Annotated in this window: 16 protein-coding genes; 6 read left to right on the plus strand and 10 right to left on the minus strand. The window is 65.1% G+C overall.

Annotation, left to right across the window (positions count from 1 at the left end):
- Positions 1-29: 29 nt before the first annotated feature.
- Entirely contained in the window at positions 30-959 is a 930-nt protein-coding gene (locus tag J2X42_RS11420) for a hypothetical protein (protein ID WP_310165178.1), read from the plus strand.
- A gap of 77 nt (positions 960-1,036) precedes the next feature.
- Here J2X42_RS11420 and J2X42_RS11425 read toward each other — a convergent pair whose 3' ends face one another.
- Positions 1,037-1,678, minus strand: coding sequence for an NAD(P)-binding domain-containing protein (locus J2X42_RS11425; protein ID WP_310165180.1), 642 nt, complete (start codon positions 1,676-1,678; stop codon positions 1,037-1,039).
- 74 nt (positions 1,679-1,752) lie between these two features.
- A complete protein-coding gene (locus J2X42_RS11430) occupies positions 1,753-2,010 on the minus strand; it encodes a hypothetical protein (protein WP_310165182.1) in 258 nt (85 codons plus the stop codon).
- Positions 2,011-2,427: 417 nt separating this feature from the next.
- Here J2X42_RS11430 and J2X42_RS11435 point away from each other — a divergent pair, with 417 nt between their 5' ends.
- Complete coding sequence (locus tag J2X42_RS11435; RefSeq protein ID WP_310165184.1) at positions 2,428-4,416, plus strand: rhamnogalacturonan lyase; 1,989 nt, start codon at positions 2,428-2,430, stop codon at positions 4,414-4,416.
- 122 nt (positions 4,417-4,538) lie between these two features.
- Here J2X42_RS11435 and J2X42_RS11440 read toward each other — a convergent pair whose 3' ends face one another.
- The 4 genes from J2X42_RS11440 to J2X42_RS11455 form a co-directional block, all read right to left on the minus strand.
- Positions 4,539-5,252, minus strand: coding sequence for an SRPBCC family protein (locus J2X42_RS11440; RefSeq protein ID WP_310165186.1), 714 nt, complete (start codon positions 5,250-5,252; stop codon positions 4,539-4,541).
- A 119-nt stretch (positions 5,253-5,371) separates the two neighbouring features.
- Positions 5,372-6,274 carry an SRPBCC family protein gene (locus J2X42_RS11445; protein ID WP_310165188.1) on the minus strand — a complete coding sequence of 301 codons (903 nt, stop codon included), beginning with the start codon at positions 6,272-6,274 and terminating at the stop codon, positions 5,372-5,374.
- Positions 6,275-6,434: 160 nt separating this feature from the next.
- The gene (locus J2X42_RS11450) at positions 6,435-9,068 is read right to left on the minus strand and encodes a Tat pathway signal sequence domain protein (protein ID WP_310165190.1); all 2,634 of its coding nucleotides are present in this window, start codon (positions 9,066-9,068) and stop codon (positions 6,435-6,437) included.
- A 164-nt stretch (positions 9,069-9,232) separates the two neighbouring features.
- Entirely contained in the window at positions 9,233-9,376 is a 144-nt protein-coding gene (locus J2X42_RS11455; protein WP_310165192.1) for a hypothetical protein, read from the minus strand.
- A 220-nt stretch (positions 9,377-9,596) separates the two neighbouring features.
- On the opposite strand from J2X42_RS11455, the gene J2X42_RS11460 reads away from it, so the two are divergent.
- Positions 9,597-10,208, plus strand: a complete 612-nt coding sequence (locus J2X42_RS11460) for an NADPH-dependent FMN reductase (RefSeq protein ID WP_310165194.1) — start codon at positions 9,597-9,599, stop codon at positions 10,206-10,208.
- A 115-nt stretch (positions 10,209-10,323) separates the two neighbouring features.
- Here J2X42_RS11460 and J2X42_RS11465 read toward each other — a convergent pair whose 3' ends face one another.
- A complete protein-coding gene (locus tag J2X42_RS11465) occupies positions 10,324-10,797 on the minus strand; it encodes an ATP-binding protein (protein WP_310165196.1) in 474 nt (157 codons plus the stop codon).
- A gap of 130 nt (positions 10,798-10,927) precedes the next feature.
- Positions 10,928-12,112: a GDSL-type esterase/lipase family protein gene (locus J2X42_RS11470; RefSeq protein WP_310165198.1), complete on the minus strand. Its 1,185-nt coding sequence runs from the start codon at positions 12,110-12,112 to the stop codon at positions 10,928-10,930.
- Positions 12,113-12,623: 511 nt separating this feature from the next.
- On the opposite strand from J2X42_RS11470, the gene J2X42_RS11475 reads away from it, so the two are divergent.
- Both J2X42_RS11475 and J2X42_RS11480 read left to right on the plus strand, forming a co-directional pair.
- On the plus strand, positions 12,624-13,673 hold the full coding sequence (locus J2X42_RS11475; protein WP_310165200.1) for a glycosyltransferase family 2 protein: 1,050 nt from the start codon (positions 12,624-12,626) through the stop codon (positions 13,671-13,673).
- A gap of 5 nt (positions 13,674-13,678) precedes the next feature.
- Positions 13,679-13,843, plus strand: coding sequence for a hypothetical protein (locus J2X42_RS11480; RefSeq protein ID WP_165478344.1), 165 nt, complete (start codon positions 13,679-13,681; stop codon positions 13,841-13,843).
- A 90-nt stretch (positions 13,844-13,933) separates the two neighbouring features.
- Here J2X42_RS11480 and J2X42_RS11485 read toward each other — a convergent pair whose 3' ends face one another.
- Positions 13,934-14,926, minus strand: a complete 993-nt coding sequence (locus tag J2X42_RS11485) for a hypothetical protein (protein ID WP_310165202.1) — start codon at positions 14,924-14,926, stop codon at positions 13,934-13,936.
- A gap of 439 nt (positions 14,927-15,365) precedes the next feature.
- Between J2X42_RS11485 and J2X42_RS11490 the strand changes: the two genes are divergently transcribed.
- A complete protein-coding gene (locus tag J2X42_RS11490; RefSeq protein ID WP_310165203.1) occupies positions 15,366-16,184 on the plus strand; it encodes a response regulator transcription factor in 819 nt (272 codons plus the stop codon).
- 6 nt (positions 16,185-16,190) lie between these two features.
- On the opposite strand, the gene J2X42_RS11495 is transcribed toward J2X42_RS11490, so the two are convergent.
- Positions 16,191-16,415: a hypothetical protein gene (locus tag J2X42_RS11495; protein ID WP_310165205.1), complete on the minus strand. Its 225-nt coding sequence runs from the start codon at positions 16,413-16,415 to the stop codon at positions 16,191-16,193.
- Positions 16,416-16,425 lie beyond the last annotated feature (10 nt).

Here is a 16,425-nt window from a genome sequence, read left to right on the forward strand (position 1 = left end):
GCGCGGACCAGTCCAATCGAGGAAGCATCATGCGCCGAACCGTACAACGCCGTACCGCCATCGCGTTTTTCGCTCTCATGGCACTGCTCGTCCCGTCCCTGCCTGCCGCGGCCGCGCCGCCGTCGGGCGTTATTGTCCTCGACGGTGCCAACTCCGCCGAGGGGATCGCCGCAGGAAACGGAACTACTTTCTACGCCGGTGAGCTGGCCACCGGCGACATCTTCCAGGGCGACATCCGCGCGGGGACGTCCGAGCTCCTTATTGATGCCCCCGCTGGCAGGATGGCCGTGGGCATGAAGTTTGATGCCGGTAGCAACCTGCTGTTCGTTGCGGGCGGAGTCTCTGGGACGGCGTACGTTTACAACACTGAAACGGGCGAGCACGTTGCGGAAATTACGCTGACGACACTGGAAGGTTCCTTTATCAACGACGTCACCCTGACGCCGCAGGGTGCCTGGTTCACCAATTCCAAGTACCCGGAGATTTACTTCGTGCCTTTCGACCAGTTGGGTGACCCGGATGCGGTAAGGACGGTGACCCTGGAGGATCCGAGCCTCGTCCTGGCCGATCCCACGATGCAATTTGGCTTGAATGGCATCGCCGCGGCCAAGGGCGGCCGGGTGCTGTTTGTGGCCCATTCGCAGAACCAGGCCATTTACACCGTTGACACCGAAACCGAGGAAAGCGCTCTCATCGAAGGAGTGAGTGTGCCGAACGTCGACGGCATCCTGGTTCAGGGCCAGAGTCTTTGGGCTGTCCAGAACTTCTCGGACCAGATCAGCCGCTTTACGCTCACTGACAATCTCTCCACCGGCACCCTGGAGGACGTCATCACCGGCGAAAGTTTCAATACTCCAGCGACGGCTGCCCTCTTCGGCAACACGCTTGCTGCCGTGAACGCCCAGTTCGAGCATCCGGACAGCGAGTACGAGGTGGTCCTGGTCCCGGCCCGCCTGTAGGTCCAAAACCCATCTGACTGGCAGCAGGCGCCGTCAAAATGCGTTTTCGCGACGTCCGCTGCCAGTCAGGTCCGGGGTTAGATGGTGCGCGAAGCCTTGGAAAGGTTTTCCTTCAGCTCGGCCTCGTTCTGCCGGATGACGTACGCCGGGCGGTCCCGTTCCACGCGCCAGCTGTCGTCCAGCAGCCCGATGTTGACGGTGTCGTAGCCGAACTCGTCGTACAGGCGGGCCACCAGCTCCGCGGCTTCGGGGTAGTCGCTGGCAGTGGCGAGGGCACGCCGGTTTACGGTTCCGGTCGGGGTGCCGTCGGTGGTGATTTCCCTGGCCATGATGTGGTTGAACCCCTTGGCCACCTTGGACTCCGGCAGGTGTTCCTGCAGCAGGCCGGAGGTGGTGGCGTCGCCGTTATCCAGGGCGGGGATGCGCCCGTCCCGCTCCCAGTAGTAGTTGTTGGTGTCGATGACCACCTTGCCGGCAAGCGGCTCCACCGGAATGTCCCGGTAGTTTTTGAGCGGCACGGTGACGACGGCGAAATCGCCTGCCGCCGCTGCCTCGGCCGGGGTGGCGGCCCGGGCCATCGGACCCAGTTCCGTTACCAGCTCCGTGAGGGTCTCCGGTCCGCGTGAGTTGCTGATGACCACGTCATAGCCGAGCTCCACCGCCTTCTGTGCAACCTGGCTTCCAATGTGTCCTGCACCGATGATTCCGATTGTTGTCATGTCCGGGCCAACAGCGGTGCCACCGGAGATATTTCAGGCCTTCGGCGGGAATAACCCGGCGATATCCTGAAACCTCAGACGAGGTCCGGGGCGCTGGAGATGATGTAATCCGCAGCGGCGGGCCCGGTCATGTTCAGGTTGTTGTGTTCGGCGGCAATCCCATGCACTTTCAGCGCCTTCCACAGGGACGCCGGCTCCTCAGGTTCAACGTGGTTGATCAGGCACCAGCTCGTGTAGAGGCCATAGAGCTCATCGCGCCCTAATCCCGTTCCGGAGTCCCGCTGCGGCGTCACGGATTCAGCCAGGAAACGGTCGAAATGGGTGGCTGGCAAGGTTGCTCACTTTCAGCGTTTGCGCGGGCGCCGGACTGCTTCAGCGCTGGGACCCGCCGGGCAGGCGGGTCCTGCTCCGACGCTAGGGCAGGCCCGGCCGCCGTGTCCAGTCATGGCGGCAAGAACTGTGGAATGTATGTGGACCGCAGTCAGCCGGGCAAGGAAGCAACTCGGCGGTGGCCATCGGAAGACACCAGGCCTCCGGCAACGAAATGGAACAATTTCTCCCACTTTAGATCGTGGAAGCCTTGACCGATCTTGTCATGCCCTGATAAACCTAAGGACGGAAAGCGCTTTCTAACCCCACGCCGGATGTCCGGAAATCCCGGAGGGCCCCGACCGGCATCGAAATGAAACGTTACAAAAACGCATTGTGCGGCAAACTCAGCTGCCGCCAGCATCAAAGGAGATGTTCTTTTGGCATACCCCGTGAAATGTTCCCCTCACACCAAACCCCGGAAGGCCGCGCCCTTGGCAGCCGCGGCAACCCTGGCGGCAGCGGCCCTGGCCTTCACCGGCCTCCCGCTGGCCCAGGCAGACCCCAGTCCGAACGCGGCAGCCCAGGCCGGCACCAGTGAACTCAAGCGCCAGGTCGAAAACCTGGACCGCGCCCCAGTGGCCGTACTCACCGACCAGGGCGTCACGCTCAGCTGGCGGATGCTGGGCCTGGACCAGGACAGCATCGGCTTCCATGTAATCCGCGACGGCGTCCAGCTCACGGTGGATCCAATCCGGGACAGCACCATGTACGTGGACCCGGCGGGAACGGCCGGCTCGAAATACGTGATCCAGACAGTTGGGAACGGCAACGGCCAGGACCGGCTGAGCGAGGAGTTCACGCCGCTGGCCCAGAACTACCTCGCCATCAAGCTGGACAAACCCGCGGACGGAGTCACCCCCGCCGGGCAGGCCTACACCTACACCGCGAACGACGCCAGCGTGGCGGATCTGGACGGTGACGGCAAATACGAGATCATCCAGCTGTGGAACCCGTCCAATGCCAAGGACAACTCGCAGTCCGGCTACACCGGCAACGTGTACGTTGACGCGTACAGGATGGACGGCACCAAGCTCTGGCGGATCGACCTCGGCCGCAACATCCGCGCCGGGGCGCACTACACCCAGGTGCTGGCCTATGACTTCGACGGCGACGGCAAAGCTGAAGTGTCGTTGAAGACAGCGGACGGCACCACGGATGCCGCCGGCACGGTCATCGGCGACCCGGCCGCGGATTACCGCAACAGTGCGGGCTACGTGCTCTCCGGACCCGAGTTCCTCACCGTCTTCAAGGGTGAGACAGGCACCATCATGGACACCGTCGCCTACGACCCGCCGCGCGGCTCGGTGGCCGCATGGGGCGACAGCTACGGCAACCGGGTGGACCGTTTCCTCGCCGGCGTGGCCTACCTCGATGGCGAACACCCCTCCATGATGTTCAGCCGCGGTTACTACACGCGCACCGTCCTGGTCACCTACGACCTCGTGGACGGCAAGCTGGTGCAGCGCTGGAAGTTCGATTCCGACGTCGCGGGCGCCGAATACAAGGGTCAGGGCAACCACAACCTGTCCGTGGCCGACGTCGACCAGGACGGCAAGGACGAATTCGTCTTCGGCTCCATGACCATCGACGACAATGGAACGCCGCTCTACAACACCAAGCTCGGCCACGGCGACGCCATCCACACGTCCGACCTGGATCCGTCCCGGCCCGGACTGGAAACCTTCGCAGTGCACGAAAGCATGAGCCAGAGCGGCAACCGCGGCGCCACGTTCCGCGATGCCGCCACCGGTGAGGTCCTCTGGAGCATCCCGGCCATCAAGGACACGGGCCGCGGGGCTGCCGGCGACATCGATCCGCGGTACGCCGGGGCCGAAGGCTGGGCTGTGGGCGGCGACGCCTCCTGGAACTCCCCGCGCGGGCAGCTGATGTCCGCCAAGGGCGAGCTGATCGCCGAGAAGATCCCGGCGGCCAACTTCCTGGCCTGGTGGGACGGCGACCTGCTTCGCGAGATCGTGGACCACGACTTCGACGCGACGGCCGGCGTAGGCGTTCCCACCATCTCCAAATGGAACTGGGAAACCGAAACCAGCGACCGGCTGCTGACCGCCACCGGAGCACGCAGCAACAACCACACCAAGGGCAACCCGTCGCTCCAGGCGGACCTGCTGGGTGACTGGCGCGAGGAACTGGCCTTCCCGTCGTCGGACAGCACCGAACTGCGGATCTACACCACCACGGCCCCCACCGAGGTCCGGCTCCGCACGCTGATGCACGATCCCGTGTACCGCACGGCAGTGGCCCGCGAAAACGTGGCCTACAACCAGCCGCCGCACCCGAGCTTCTTCATCGGCGAAGGCATGGAAACCCCGGCGATGCCCGCGGTGACCTACGTAGGGGGCAAGTAAACGCCAGGCCCCCTAACAGCACGGTCCGCCCCGGCACGAATGGTGCGGGGCGGACCGTGCTCTTGGGGGAACAGGGCGTCAATAGAACGTCCGACGCCGGGTGGCGGCGCGGCCATGGCCGGTCAGTGCTGACCCAATCCTCCTCCCATCGGCGGGAGGTAGCCCTTGTTGCGGTCTTCCTCGTGCTTGCGCTCCGCGGCGCTGTAGTTCTCGCCCTCGGCCGTTTCATCAGACTCGCCCTCAAAATCCACCAGGCCGTTGGTCTGGTCGAACGGATGGGCGAACCTGTTCGATTCAGGCTCCGCCGCGGCGGTGCCGCCGGCCGTGGTGTCCGGGGTGGCAGTGCTGCCGGCAGCAGCCGGTCCGCCGTCAGTTGCAGCAGTTCCGGGGACCGACTTCCGCCAGGCGCCGGTGGCATGGCCTTCGTGTTCGATGAACTCCTTGAACTTCTTCAGGTCGTGCTCCGCCTGCCGGGCCACCACGTGGAGCAGGTCGCCGACCTTTTCCACCATGCCCTCGGGCTGGTATTCCAAGGTGAGCGCCAGCTCAGTCTTGTTCCCGCCGGCGTCGGTGAAGTCCACTGTGCCGGAGTTGGTAGCGCCTTCGGTGGACGCCCACGCCACCCTTCGGTCCGGAACCTGCTCGACGATCCTGGCTTCCCACTGCCGGTGGACTCCGGCAATCCGCGCCACCCACTTCAGCCGGTCATCGCTAAGTTGGGTCACACTTTCCACGCCACCCATAAAATGCGGGAAATCCTCGAACTGGGTCCACTGGTTGTACGCAGTGCTCACTGGTACATCGACAACAATCCGTTTCTCCACTTTCGTGCTCACAACGTCTCCTTCGACTGGAACCGAATCTGATGAAGAGTCCTAGAGGTCATCAGTAGGCTTAACATATCGCCGTTGCTGGCAGGGAACCAGAGCCGCGGATTGTCTCGCGGAGGTGCCCGTCAGTGCTGGCCCAGGTTCCCTCCCACCGGGGGAAGCCCGCCCTGGCGGTGATCCTCTTCGCGGCGTTCGGCCGCGCTGTGCTGCTCGCCTTCGGCGGTTTCGTCGGACTCGCCCTCGGTGTCCACCAGTCCGTTTGTCTGGTCGAAGGCGTGTCCGATCCTGTCGTCACCAAGGTCAGCGAGCGAGCCGCCTGACGCATCCGCCGCTGTACCCGTTGAAACCGGTTCCGCCGGTATGGGTGTTACGGTGACAGGCTCGACCGGGACGGCGTCCGGTGCGGCGGCGTCGCGGCCTTCATCCTTGTTCGTTCCTGCGCTCATGGCTGCAGCTGCGCCTGCGGCCGCGGCCACTCCTGCTGCTGCCGCCACCGTGCTGGAGAAGCCGGCTTTGCCGGAGTCGCCGCGGGATGCTGCAGCGTCCTCCACGCCCGGGGTGCCCACAGCAGCGCCGTCACTGACGGAGCCGCGCCAGGCGCCGCTGGCGTAGCCCTCGGCCTCAATAAATTCCTTGAACTTTTTCAGGTCGGCCTCGGCCTGGCGGTCAACGACGTGGAGCTTGTCGCCCACTTTTTCAATGAAACCCTCGGGGTCGTATTCAAGGGTTAACTGCAGGGAGGTCTGGCCGCCGCCCACGTCTTCGAATTCCACGACGCCGGCGTTGGTGGCTCCCTCGGTGGCTGCCCACGCAACCCTGCGGTCGGGGACCTGCTCCAGGATCTTGGCGGTCCACTGCCGCCGGACTCCGGCGATCTCGGCCACCCACTCCAGGCGGTCATCACTGAGCTGCTTGACGCTCTTGACGCCGCCCATGAAGTGGGGGAATTCCTCGAACTGGGTCCACTGGTTGTAGGCCGTGCTGACCGGTACGTTCACCAGAATGCGCTTTTCCACTTTCGTGCTCACAACGTCTCCTTCGATTGGAACCGGAGCTGATGAAGAACCAAGAAATTCATCAGCATGCTTACCATACCTTCACAATCAGCTCTCGGCCAGAGCCCGTCCAGGGACCCGTGAACTGGATGAGAGGACGACGGCGGCAGGCTGGCTTGGGAGGCCGGGCTGCTCAGCGGGGGAGGTGGTCGCCGATCAGGGCCAGGTTCTGGATCACTGCCAGGCCGAATTGGGAGGCATCGTTGGTGGAGACTGTCGGTGCTTCGTCCACCGGGAGCAGGACGTGCGGCGGCTCGATGGTCCGCAGGGTGAAGGCCGACTCATGGTTCAGATGCTCGCCGCCCTCGGCGAAGCTCTCCCACGCACGGGCCGCCAGGCCAGGGTCGTCGAGCCGGGCGGCGGCGTAGGCGCTGAGCCTGCTGTGGGCCTGGGTCAGGTAGATGCCGGGCAGCGGCTGCCCCACGGCGTCGGTCTGCTCCTCCTCCGTTGCCAGGAACAGCCGGCAGTACTGCAGCCATGCGGCTTCAAAGCCCTTGTCCGGGACCAGGTCCACCAGCTCGCTGCAGATTTCCACCAGCCCGAACACCGCCGAAAGGTGCGAGACCTGGATCCGCTCCCGCCCGGCGTCGAACCGTCCCTTGTCCAGGTCGTAGAGCGCCTCACCCGTGAGGAAGCCGTACTTCAGGGCGCCGATGTCCGCCATGGTGCCCAGGAGCCGGTCGCGGGAGCGCGGATTGCCGGTGCGTTCCCAGTCCGTCAGCCAGGTGGCGGCCAGTGAACCCCAGTCCGTGCCCAGCCCCACGCCCAGCGCATTCCGGTCCGGCCGGTAGGTGGCGGCGTCGGACCTGACCTTGCGGACCGGGTCCAGACCCAGGAAGTTCTGGTCGCTGTCCACCAGTTCGGTGAGCAGGTCCCCTGTCCGTTCGTCGGCCGTGAGGTAGTAGTAGAACCGGCGGTAGGCGGGGGTGCTGATGCGCAGCTGCTTGGCGCTGCAGCCCCAGTGCTGGACGTTGTGACGGGACCCCAGGCCCTTCCATGGACCCAGGTGGTAGACGTCCACCTCGCCGGTGTGCCGGGTCATGGCCTCGGCGAAGCGGAACACGTCAGCCCGGCCGGAGCGCAGGTAGGAATACCAGAGCCACAGGTCGGGGGAGAGCTCGGAGTTGTCCCAGGCATAGCCGCCCACGTCGTACCGCCAGACATGCCTGTCGAAGTCGTAGGTGTGCATCACGTCGCCATAGTTCCAGAACCCGTACCAGCGGCGCTGTTCCACCTGGCCGGCGTAGAAGTCGAAGAGGAAGTCCAGCCTGTCTTCGAGTTCGGCACGCGCGGGGGTGCTGCGGTCCACCGGTGCCCAGTCGCCGAACACCCCGGCTGAGTGGAGGTACTCCGGGGAAGCCTGCAGCATCGCCGGAACGGACGCGGCCTGCGCATCGGCGGCGAGGCTTTCCGTGGCGGGGGTGGAACCGTAGGCGAAAAGAGTTAACTCATGTGTGCGGGCAATGCCCGTGGGATTGCCGAACCCGGGCTCATAGTCCTCGTAGGTGATCTCCAGGCCTTCGAGCTGCTCCTCGAACGTGTCCTGGCCCAGGCCGTCGTGATAGAACCGCAGGTCCATGGGCTGGGCCTCCGGCGAGTACAGCCACGCCGTCAGGGAAGCCTCATCCGTGGCCGCATCCCGGATGTCCAGCTGGCCGGGGTGCGACTGCCAGAAGTCCTTGATGCCCACGCCCAGCCCGCCGCGTGTATCGCTCACGGAACAGAATCCGGCAGCCCTGGTCCCGCCCGAAATGCCCACCCAGGCGTGCCCTGCCGCGGTGCGTTTGCGCAGTTCGAATCCGTCGGCGCTCAGCTGGCTCAGGGAGTAGTCGTTCCACGATGGGATGAGGTGCAGGCGGCGGGAAACCTCCTCATTCCAGGCCTCCAGCGGAGGGGTGGGTTCACCGGCCAACTGCGCCCCGCGGACTTCCGCGCCCGGATCGCGGCGGAGCCCGGTCAGCCCGCGCACCGCTTCGGCCAGGAAGCCGCCGTCCGCCCCCGCGATCCGGATGTGCCGGTCGTGCAGCCCGCTTTCGAGGGGCACGGTGAAGCGGACGCCCAGCCCGGCCAGGAAATCCTTCCCGGCGTCGCCGTCCCAGATAAAGGAGTGGACCATCCGCACGCTGCGGGCGCCCGCGTAGAAGTAGAAGCGGACCACAAAGGGCAGCCAGTTCCGCTTACTGCTCGTGGGTGAATCCGGCCGGTGGGTGCCTTCCAGGCGCACCACGGCGCGGACGGGACCGTTTTGTTCAAGGACGACGGCGGCCACCTCGCCGGTGAAGGCCTCCCGGCTGACGGTGCCGGCGCCGTCAGCCATGCCGTCCTGGAGCAGGCTGACCAGGTGGCCGTCGCGGGCCACAATGGTGCCTTCCCGGGAGAAGGTGCTGAACAGTGTGGAACCGCTGCGGCTGATGACCATCTCCAGCGTGCCCGTGGACACCGTGACGCTGTGGGCGTCCTCCGTGGCCGTCACTCCCGGCGGGGTGTCTCCGGCAGGTGCCGCGCCGCCGTCGGACGTCACCTGGTACTCAGAGGAAGGGACATCCGTGGCCGGCAGGGCGATGCCTGCCCACTTCAGTGAGCCGTCGGGCCACGTGGCCAGCGGCCAGGCCTGGCTGGCCACCCGTTGCCCGGCGGAGTCGCAGACGGCCACGGCATCCGTGCCGGCCACCGTGCCGCGGGCGAACGGCATGCCCCAGGTGGTTCCGCCGCTGAGTTCCGAAGGTGCTTCGCCGTCGATCCACCTGACAGTGGTGTTTACAGTCATCGTGTCCAATTCCGCTGTGAACCGCTGCCGGGCGCGCGTCTATGCGGCGCGGGAAAGCGGTTTCTTGTATCGATTCAACCTAGCCGGACTGAATGCGGTACCGCAAGACCCGCCCCGGAATTTAAGGTGTGGGCGGAGTTGGCCGGGGTGTGAGTAGTGCGTCCCTACGCGCCGGCCTCAGGCTCGGTGTCCGCGCCCTCGGCGGGCTCCTGGGAATGCATCCGGATGTCCGTGGGGTCCGCCAATTCGTCCCCTTCGGCCGGTGCTTCACTGTGGATGCGCTGCGCCCCTACCAGTTTGTCGTTCATGACCGCTGCTTCCTGTGCTGCCGTTTTCCTGCTGTGGATCCGCCCTTATTCATCATTCAGCGCCTGCCCGGACGGGCTGTCAAGAACCTTCCGGAAGCTCTGGCCGCGGTGGTTGTTCTGTGCTGGACTGGGGGACGCACTGTGCTTTCAGAACGTGTTTGACCAACCGCAGCACCGTCGGCCAGCCGGTCCCCGCCGGCTGTTAGGAAGGATGTTTGTTATGGCAACCCACAAGATCGGCTACTTCGTTGGCAGCCTGGCCCGCGGCTCCATCAACCGCACACTCGCCAAAGCCCTGATCAGCCTGGCGCCGGCGGACCTGGAGTTCACGGAAATCCCCATCAGGGACCTGCCTCTCTACAGCTACGATTACGACGCCGATTTCCCGCCGGCCGGCCGGGCCTTGAAGGAGGCCGTGGAGGCCTCGGACGGCATCCTCTTTGTGTCCCCCGAATACAACCGTTCCATTCCCGGTGCCCTGAAGAACGCCATCGACTGGGGGTCGCGGCCGTGGGGGACCAACTCGTTTGCGCGCAAGCCCACCGGAATCATCGGCGCCTCGCCCGGCAGCATCGGTACGGCGGTGATGCAGTCCTCCATGCGCAGCGTGCTGAGCTTCCTCGATGCTCCCCAGCTCAACGCACCGGAGGCCTACGTCAAGTTCAATCCGGCGGCGTTCGGGGCGGACGGCGAGGTGACGGACGAAGCCACAGCCAAGTTCCTGCGCCACTACATGGAGGAGTACTGCGCGTTCGTCCAGCGGGTCACGGCGGCCAACGCGCCCGGCCACATCGGCGATCTCGAACCTGACGCCGAGAAGCTGTCGCGCTAGCGGGGCCGCAGAGCGGGGCACTGGGCCGGCGCCGGCCGGGCCGCCAGCCGGAGCAGGTACGACGCCGGACAGGGACGGAGGTCCGCCGCCCCCCAATGCGCGGCGGGCTTCCGTCCTAGTCCAGTGGCAGGGTGACCGTCACGCAGGTGCCGCGGCCCGGGCTTGAGCAGATGTCCACGGAACCGCCGGCCTCGTGGACTGCCACGGACATCAGCCGCAGGCCGTAGCCGTGGTGACGGCCGCTGATGGCGAGTTTGCTGTCAAAGCCCGCGCCGTCGTCGGACACCACCAGGCGGATGCCGTGGTCCACGGCGGCGAGCTGGACCGTGAGCTCGGACGCGTCCGAGTATTTGAGGGCGTTGCTCAGCGCTTCGCGGGCCGACTGGTACAGCAGGGACGCGCAGTCCGCCGGGATCTCGATGCCCCAGTGCGGAGTATCCCAGTGGACTGCTGTCCCTTGCTGCCGGAGGGGCGCGGTGAGCCGGTCGATGCAGCCGGCAAGCCCCAGGGTGTGGAAGTCGAGCGGATGCAGGTCCGTGATCACGCCTCCCACGGCCGTGACCTCGTCCAGAGCTGATTCGTTCCCCATGACTCTTCCTGCTTCCCCTGCAGATGGTGGTCTGATGCTTATAGCGTGGACCGTCAACTGCAGGGGATCCGAAGGGATGCCTCAAGATAGGCTCAAATTTCGCGGAAGATTCGGGGCCTTTCCGCCGTGGTCAGAGGCCTTGGCGGCCCAGGTCTTCTGACACCAGCCGGGCCAGTTCGCCCGCGCCGGCACGGTTGGGATGCAGCGTGTCGCCCGTCATAAAGAGCGCCAGGGTGGCTTCCGGGCCGATTTCGGTGAAATAGGCGGACGCCAGGACGTTCAGGTCCACCAGCGGAACGTTCTCCTCGGCGGCCAGGGCCACGGTGGAGTTCCGGTACCAGCGGTTCACCGAGCTGTGCACGCCGTCCACGAAGTCCGTGGCACGGCCCTGCGGCGTGACGAGCACGGGCGTGGCGCCGGTGGCCGCGACCTGCCGGACCATGTCCCGCATGATCTCCTTGAACTCGGCCTCCGTGGTCGCGTTCTTGGCGGCGGTGTCGTTGATGCCCATTTCCAGCAGGAACAGATCCCCGGGCTTGATGTACTGCAGGATGGCCTCCAGCTGGCCGTCGTTGCGGAAGCCGCGGGCGATCTGCCCGCCGGTGGCCATGTTGCGTACGTCGAACGCTTCCGCATCCACGTACTGCGGCAGCATCTGGCCCCAGCCGCCCTGGACGCTGGACTCGAGCGGGTAGTAGCTTGCCACGGTGGAGTCCCCACCCACCCAGATCGTGGGGTCCATCGCCGGATCGCGGTCCACCTTCTCGATCTCGAGCGCGCTGAGTGTGAACGCGGTTCCAGCCTTCCCTTCGGTCACCAGCAGGTTCAGCTGCCCGTCGGTCACGGGGATCTCGAAGGAGTCCCTGGCGCTGTTGCCTGTGAGATTCATGGCCTGGAAGACGCCTTCGGCGGCGATGCTGGCCCGCGCGGTGTCGCCCAGGGTGACAGATACCTTGTACAGGCCCTCCTTCAGGTCCACGTTGAAGGTGTTGGGGCTCTTGGTGCCGAACTGCAGGAAGCGCACCGCGTCGCTGGCAACGCCGCTGCCGGAGGCGCCCACGTTGGCCATGTTCTCCGGAGTGTTGAAGCCGTAGCGGGTTTCCGGGCTGTACGCGTCGGCGGCGGTCACGCCGATGAAGCCCTGCTCCACTGGCCCGCTGCCGAAATCGAAGCGGTAGCTGCTGGGTTCCGCATTGGCCGCGGGGGCTGCCAGGCTCACCCCCGCGCAGCTCACCAGCACGGCGGCTGCGAGGCCTGCGGCCAGGGGCTGGGGGCGTTTGCGGGACGTGCTGGGCGACATGGGACTGGCAATCACGTTCATCTCCTTTGATGACGCGTGGAACTGTGGCCACGGCGTCGTGGTTTGTATCGTTTCAAAAAACAGGCCGCGGCGAAGGCCGTTGGGGTGAGGGGTTTATGGCCTCGAAGGCCGGTCCGACTGCGTTACAACATTTGTAACAGCGCGCAACTCACATGGTCAAGCATTTTTGGTAGTTTTCTGTGCGGTTTTGATGCGCAATGTTGCGTTTTCGATGGAATGCGACGTCGGCGCGGTACCTCAGTGCGGCCTGCGGCATCTCAGCAGCACGCTGATTGAGTCGGGGCTGCGTTGAGTTCATCTTTATGAAAGCTTGTGCCTTCGCTGCCAGTTCCCTGCCGATGGATTGAGTTGCCGCTGGAAGGCTCAAAGGAAATAAGAATTCGATGACTATTTCTGTGGGGACTTTTTAGTTAATGCGCGCTGCGTCACAATTTCATGTAATTATTCACGCGTTGGGCCGGAAACTTCCGGCATCTGCTGCGGCTCCCACCGCACCCGCGTTCCTGTGATCACAGTCCTTATTCCGGCACATAATGAGGCTGCGGGCATTGGCGAAACCCTGAAGTCCCTGAAAGCGCAGAGCCGCCGCCCGGACCGGGTGATTGTGGTGGCCGACAATTGCACGGACACCACCGAAGAAATCGCCCGGTCGGAGGGCGCGGAAGTCCTCCGAACCGAGGGCAATTCAGATAAGAAGGCCGGCGCGCTGAATTTCGCCCTCAGCGGTCTCCTGCCTGACGCCGAGCCCGAGGACATGATCCTCATCCAGGATGCCGACTCCCAGCTGTCCCACGACTTCATCGAGCGGGCCGTGGCGCACCTGCAGCGCGATACCCGGCTCGGCGCCGTCGGCGGCGTTTTCCGCGGCGGCCACGGCGGCGGGTTTGTGGGGCACCTGCAGCGCAATGAGTATGCGAGGTATGCCCGCGATGTGAAGCGGCTCAAGGGCAAGTGCCTGGTGGTCACGGGCACCGCGGCACTGTTCCGGACACGGACGCTCCGCGATGTCATCGCGGCGCGGCTGGACGGGTCGCTGCCGCCGGGAAATGGCCACGGCGGGGTCTACGACACCTCCGTCCTGACAGAGGACAACGAGCTGTCGTTTGCCCTGCTGACCTTGCGTTACCGCATCAAATCTCCGGCGGACTGCACCCTGGTGACCGAGGTGATGCCGACGTGGCGGGAACTGTGGGCGCAACGGCTCCGCTGGAAGCGCGGAGCCGTGGAGAACTGCGTGCAGTACGGGTGGACCCGGGTCACGCGCCCGTACTGGGGCCGCCAGGTCCTGGCCATGCTGGGTGTCCTCGTGACGCTGGCGTACTTCGGCACGGTGGCGTTTGCACTGGGCACGGGGGCCGGGCTGAACATTCAGCCTTTCTGGCTGGCCGTGACCGGTGTCTTCGTGATCGAACGTGTGGTCACGGTGCGGCTGCGGGGATGGAAATACATGCTCGCGGCAGCCACCATGTACGAGCTCGTGATTGACCTGTTTCTGCAGGTGGTCCATGGCAAGGCGTACCTGGACGCAGCCCTCAACAAGAAGAAAGCCTGGTAACAACTATGTATGACAACCCAGCAGCCCCCGCCGCCGCCGGAATCGGGTCCGGAACACTCGCCATGACGGGTGCGGGTGACCTGTTCTGGCTGGCCCTTGCCGCCTTCGCGCTCCTGGCGCTGGGCCTTGCCGTCAAGCGGATCGTTCCGGTCCGGGGCGACAAGTCCTAAGCGGTTCCGCCGCCAAAGCTGATCAGAGTACGGAAGTGCAGGGCGCCCGGGGATCCGGACGCCCTGCACTCGTATGCGGGCCCGGCGGCGTCAGGTGACCACACTGAGGACGCTGGAGCATCCGGCGGTGTCGCACACCTTGTAGGCGGTGGTGGCACTGCCTTTTAGTTTGTTCACGTATGAGCCCGTGTTGGGCACGGTCTTCTGGATCCCGTTGATCCACAGCGTCACGCTGGTGCCGGTGGCGCCGGTCCATTTCAGCGTGGTGGAGTTCACGCCCTTGGCCTTGGTGGTGGTGGCGGACAGTTTGATGGCCGTCGCCGGTGCGGGCGGCGGTGTGGCGGCTGCGGGGACGAACGAGAAGTCCCGGACCACCACGGATTCAGGCTTCACGTGCGCGGGATCCCCGCCTCCGCCGCCGGTGACCCACAGGTTGAAGTGGACCTGCTCTCTGGCCGGCACGGGAACGGTGGTTCCCTGCAGGACGGTGCGCTTCAGGAGCGTGCCGGTGAAGCCCTCGCCGGCGAACGTTTCGAAGGTCAGCTTGCCCGGCTCCCACACCATCCGGTGGGTGGTGACGGGGCTGGCAGTGACATCGAAATTGACTGTGTTGTTGCCCTGGCCGGGAGGTTTGGTGGCGTCGAACCAGTACCCGTGGCCCTGGCTGACGGGCCACGACTCACCGTAGGCTGCGCCACCGCCCCAGGCTGAAGCCTCGCAAAGGTCAATCTCGTTGTAGCCGGGCTCGGCCAGGGGGTCATAGGTGAACAGGCAGCCCCAGACCACTTCTTTCTGCAGGATGCTGAGGTTCTTCTCCACCGTGGTGCTGTAGGTTCCGTAGCCGAAGCCCTGCCGGGTGGACTGGAATTCCGCGCCCACGGGGGCCTCGCCGGTGGGGTTGGTCAGCTTCAGGGCGACGTGGCCGCTCGTGTCGGGGTTGCTGACGTTGGCTGCGTCAAAGAGCCTGTTGTACTGCGGGGCTCCGCCCCAGAAGCGCTTTTCCCAGTTGAAGCCCTTCCACGCGAAGCTTCCGGCAGGGCCGGGGTCCGGCGGAGCGGGTTCGGCGGCTTGTGCGGATGGCATGCAGGCCAGCATAGCCAGGCCCGCCGCCGCCAGCATGGCCAAGGGTCTTAGCGGGCGGGTGGAATGTGAGACAGATAACCGAAAGGAAGCCATGCAACGCCCCTTATGTCTTGCTCCCCAGTGAGCAGCTTTGCGCCCCCATTGAGCACACGATGATCATCAGCCCCAGCAGTCACAGAACGCAATAGCCTAAATGCGATTAATTTGAGCGGGGCAAAACCTCAAGAGATACGCAATATTTTCCCAACCTCAAGAATTACTCAACTTACTGCCAATTTGGAATCGAAGGCAGAATGGGTGTGTAGGCTCAATAATTAGAAGTTTTGCCTCCGAGCCCTTGAAAAACCCATCCGCGTGGTTTATGCCGCCGAATACAAGATGAAATAGCTTGGATGGCGGGCTTGCGGCAGCAGGCACTTAAGACTTATTGGGGGCATACATGGTGGAGCGGGGCGTTGCTGTTGTTGTTGAAGACGACGACGACATCAGGACATCTCTGAAGGAGGTGCTCCAGCAGTCCGGCTTTGCCGTGTTTGAGACGGCATCAGGGGTGGAAGGCGTGCAGGCCGTACGGGAACACAACCCCGTCATTGTGACCATGGACGTGGGCCTGCCGGACTTTGACGGCATCGAGGCATCGCGCAGGATCCGGACGTTCAGCGACGCCTACCTCATCATTGTCACGGGCCGGGTGGAAGAGGCCGATGCGCTGATGGGCTTCGAAGCCGGCGCGGACGACTACATGACCAAGCCGTTCCGGCCCCGGGAACTGCGTGCCCGGATCGCCGCCATGCTGCGGCGTCCGCGGTCCCTGAATTCCGGTTCAGGGGAAAGGACGCAGTCTCCGCCCCGACCGCGGGCCGGCCAGCATATTGTGCTTCCTGCTGCCCTGGACGCCGGCGAGGTTCCGCCCAGGAACGCCGGGGCCGCCGTGCTGTGCGACTTTGAACACAAAGGACTGACGCTGCACGAGGGGTCCCGCTCCGCCGCCATCCATGGCCTGCCGCTGGATTTGACGCGCACCCAGTTTGACCTTCTCCTGGTCCTGATGGAGAACGGCCGGGTGGTGCAGACCAAGGCCGACCTCGTCCGCCGGCTGCGCAACGAGCCGTACAACACCGGCTCATTCGTCACCGCGGGCGAGGAGCGCGCCGTCGAGGTCCACCTGGGCAACCTGCGCAAGCGCCTGGGTGACAGCTCCCGGTCGCCGCACTGGATTGAAACGGTGCGCGGCGTGGGGTACCGGCTGGCACCCTAGCGGCCGTCACTGGCGATCCTGCCTTTCCCAGGCGTACTGGATCCACACCTGGTAGCCCAGGGACCGCTCGAACAGGCAGCGCGGGTGGTGGCCGTCCGGCGCGAGCCAGAGGATGTCCCCATCGTCAGTGACGGCGTCCACCCTGCCCGCGCGGACGGTGGCGTTCCATTGCCTGATCTCCACGGTGCGGCCCAGCACGGGAAGCCAGTCATGCTGCAGGTGTAATGCCATGGTTCCTCCG

This window comes from Arthrobacter sp. BE255 (genome assembly GCF_031457335.1).
Lineage (GTDB): Bacteria > Actinomycetota > Actinomycetes > Actinomycetales > Micrococcaceae > Arthrobacter.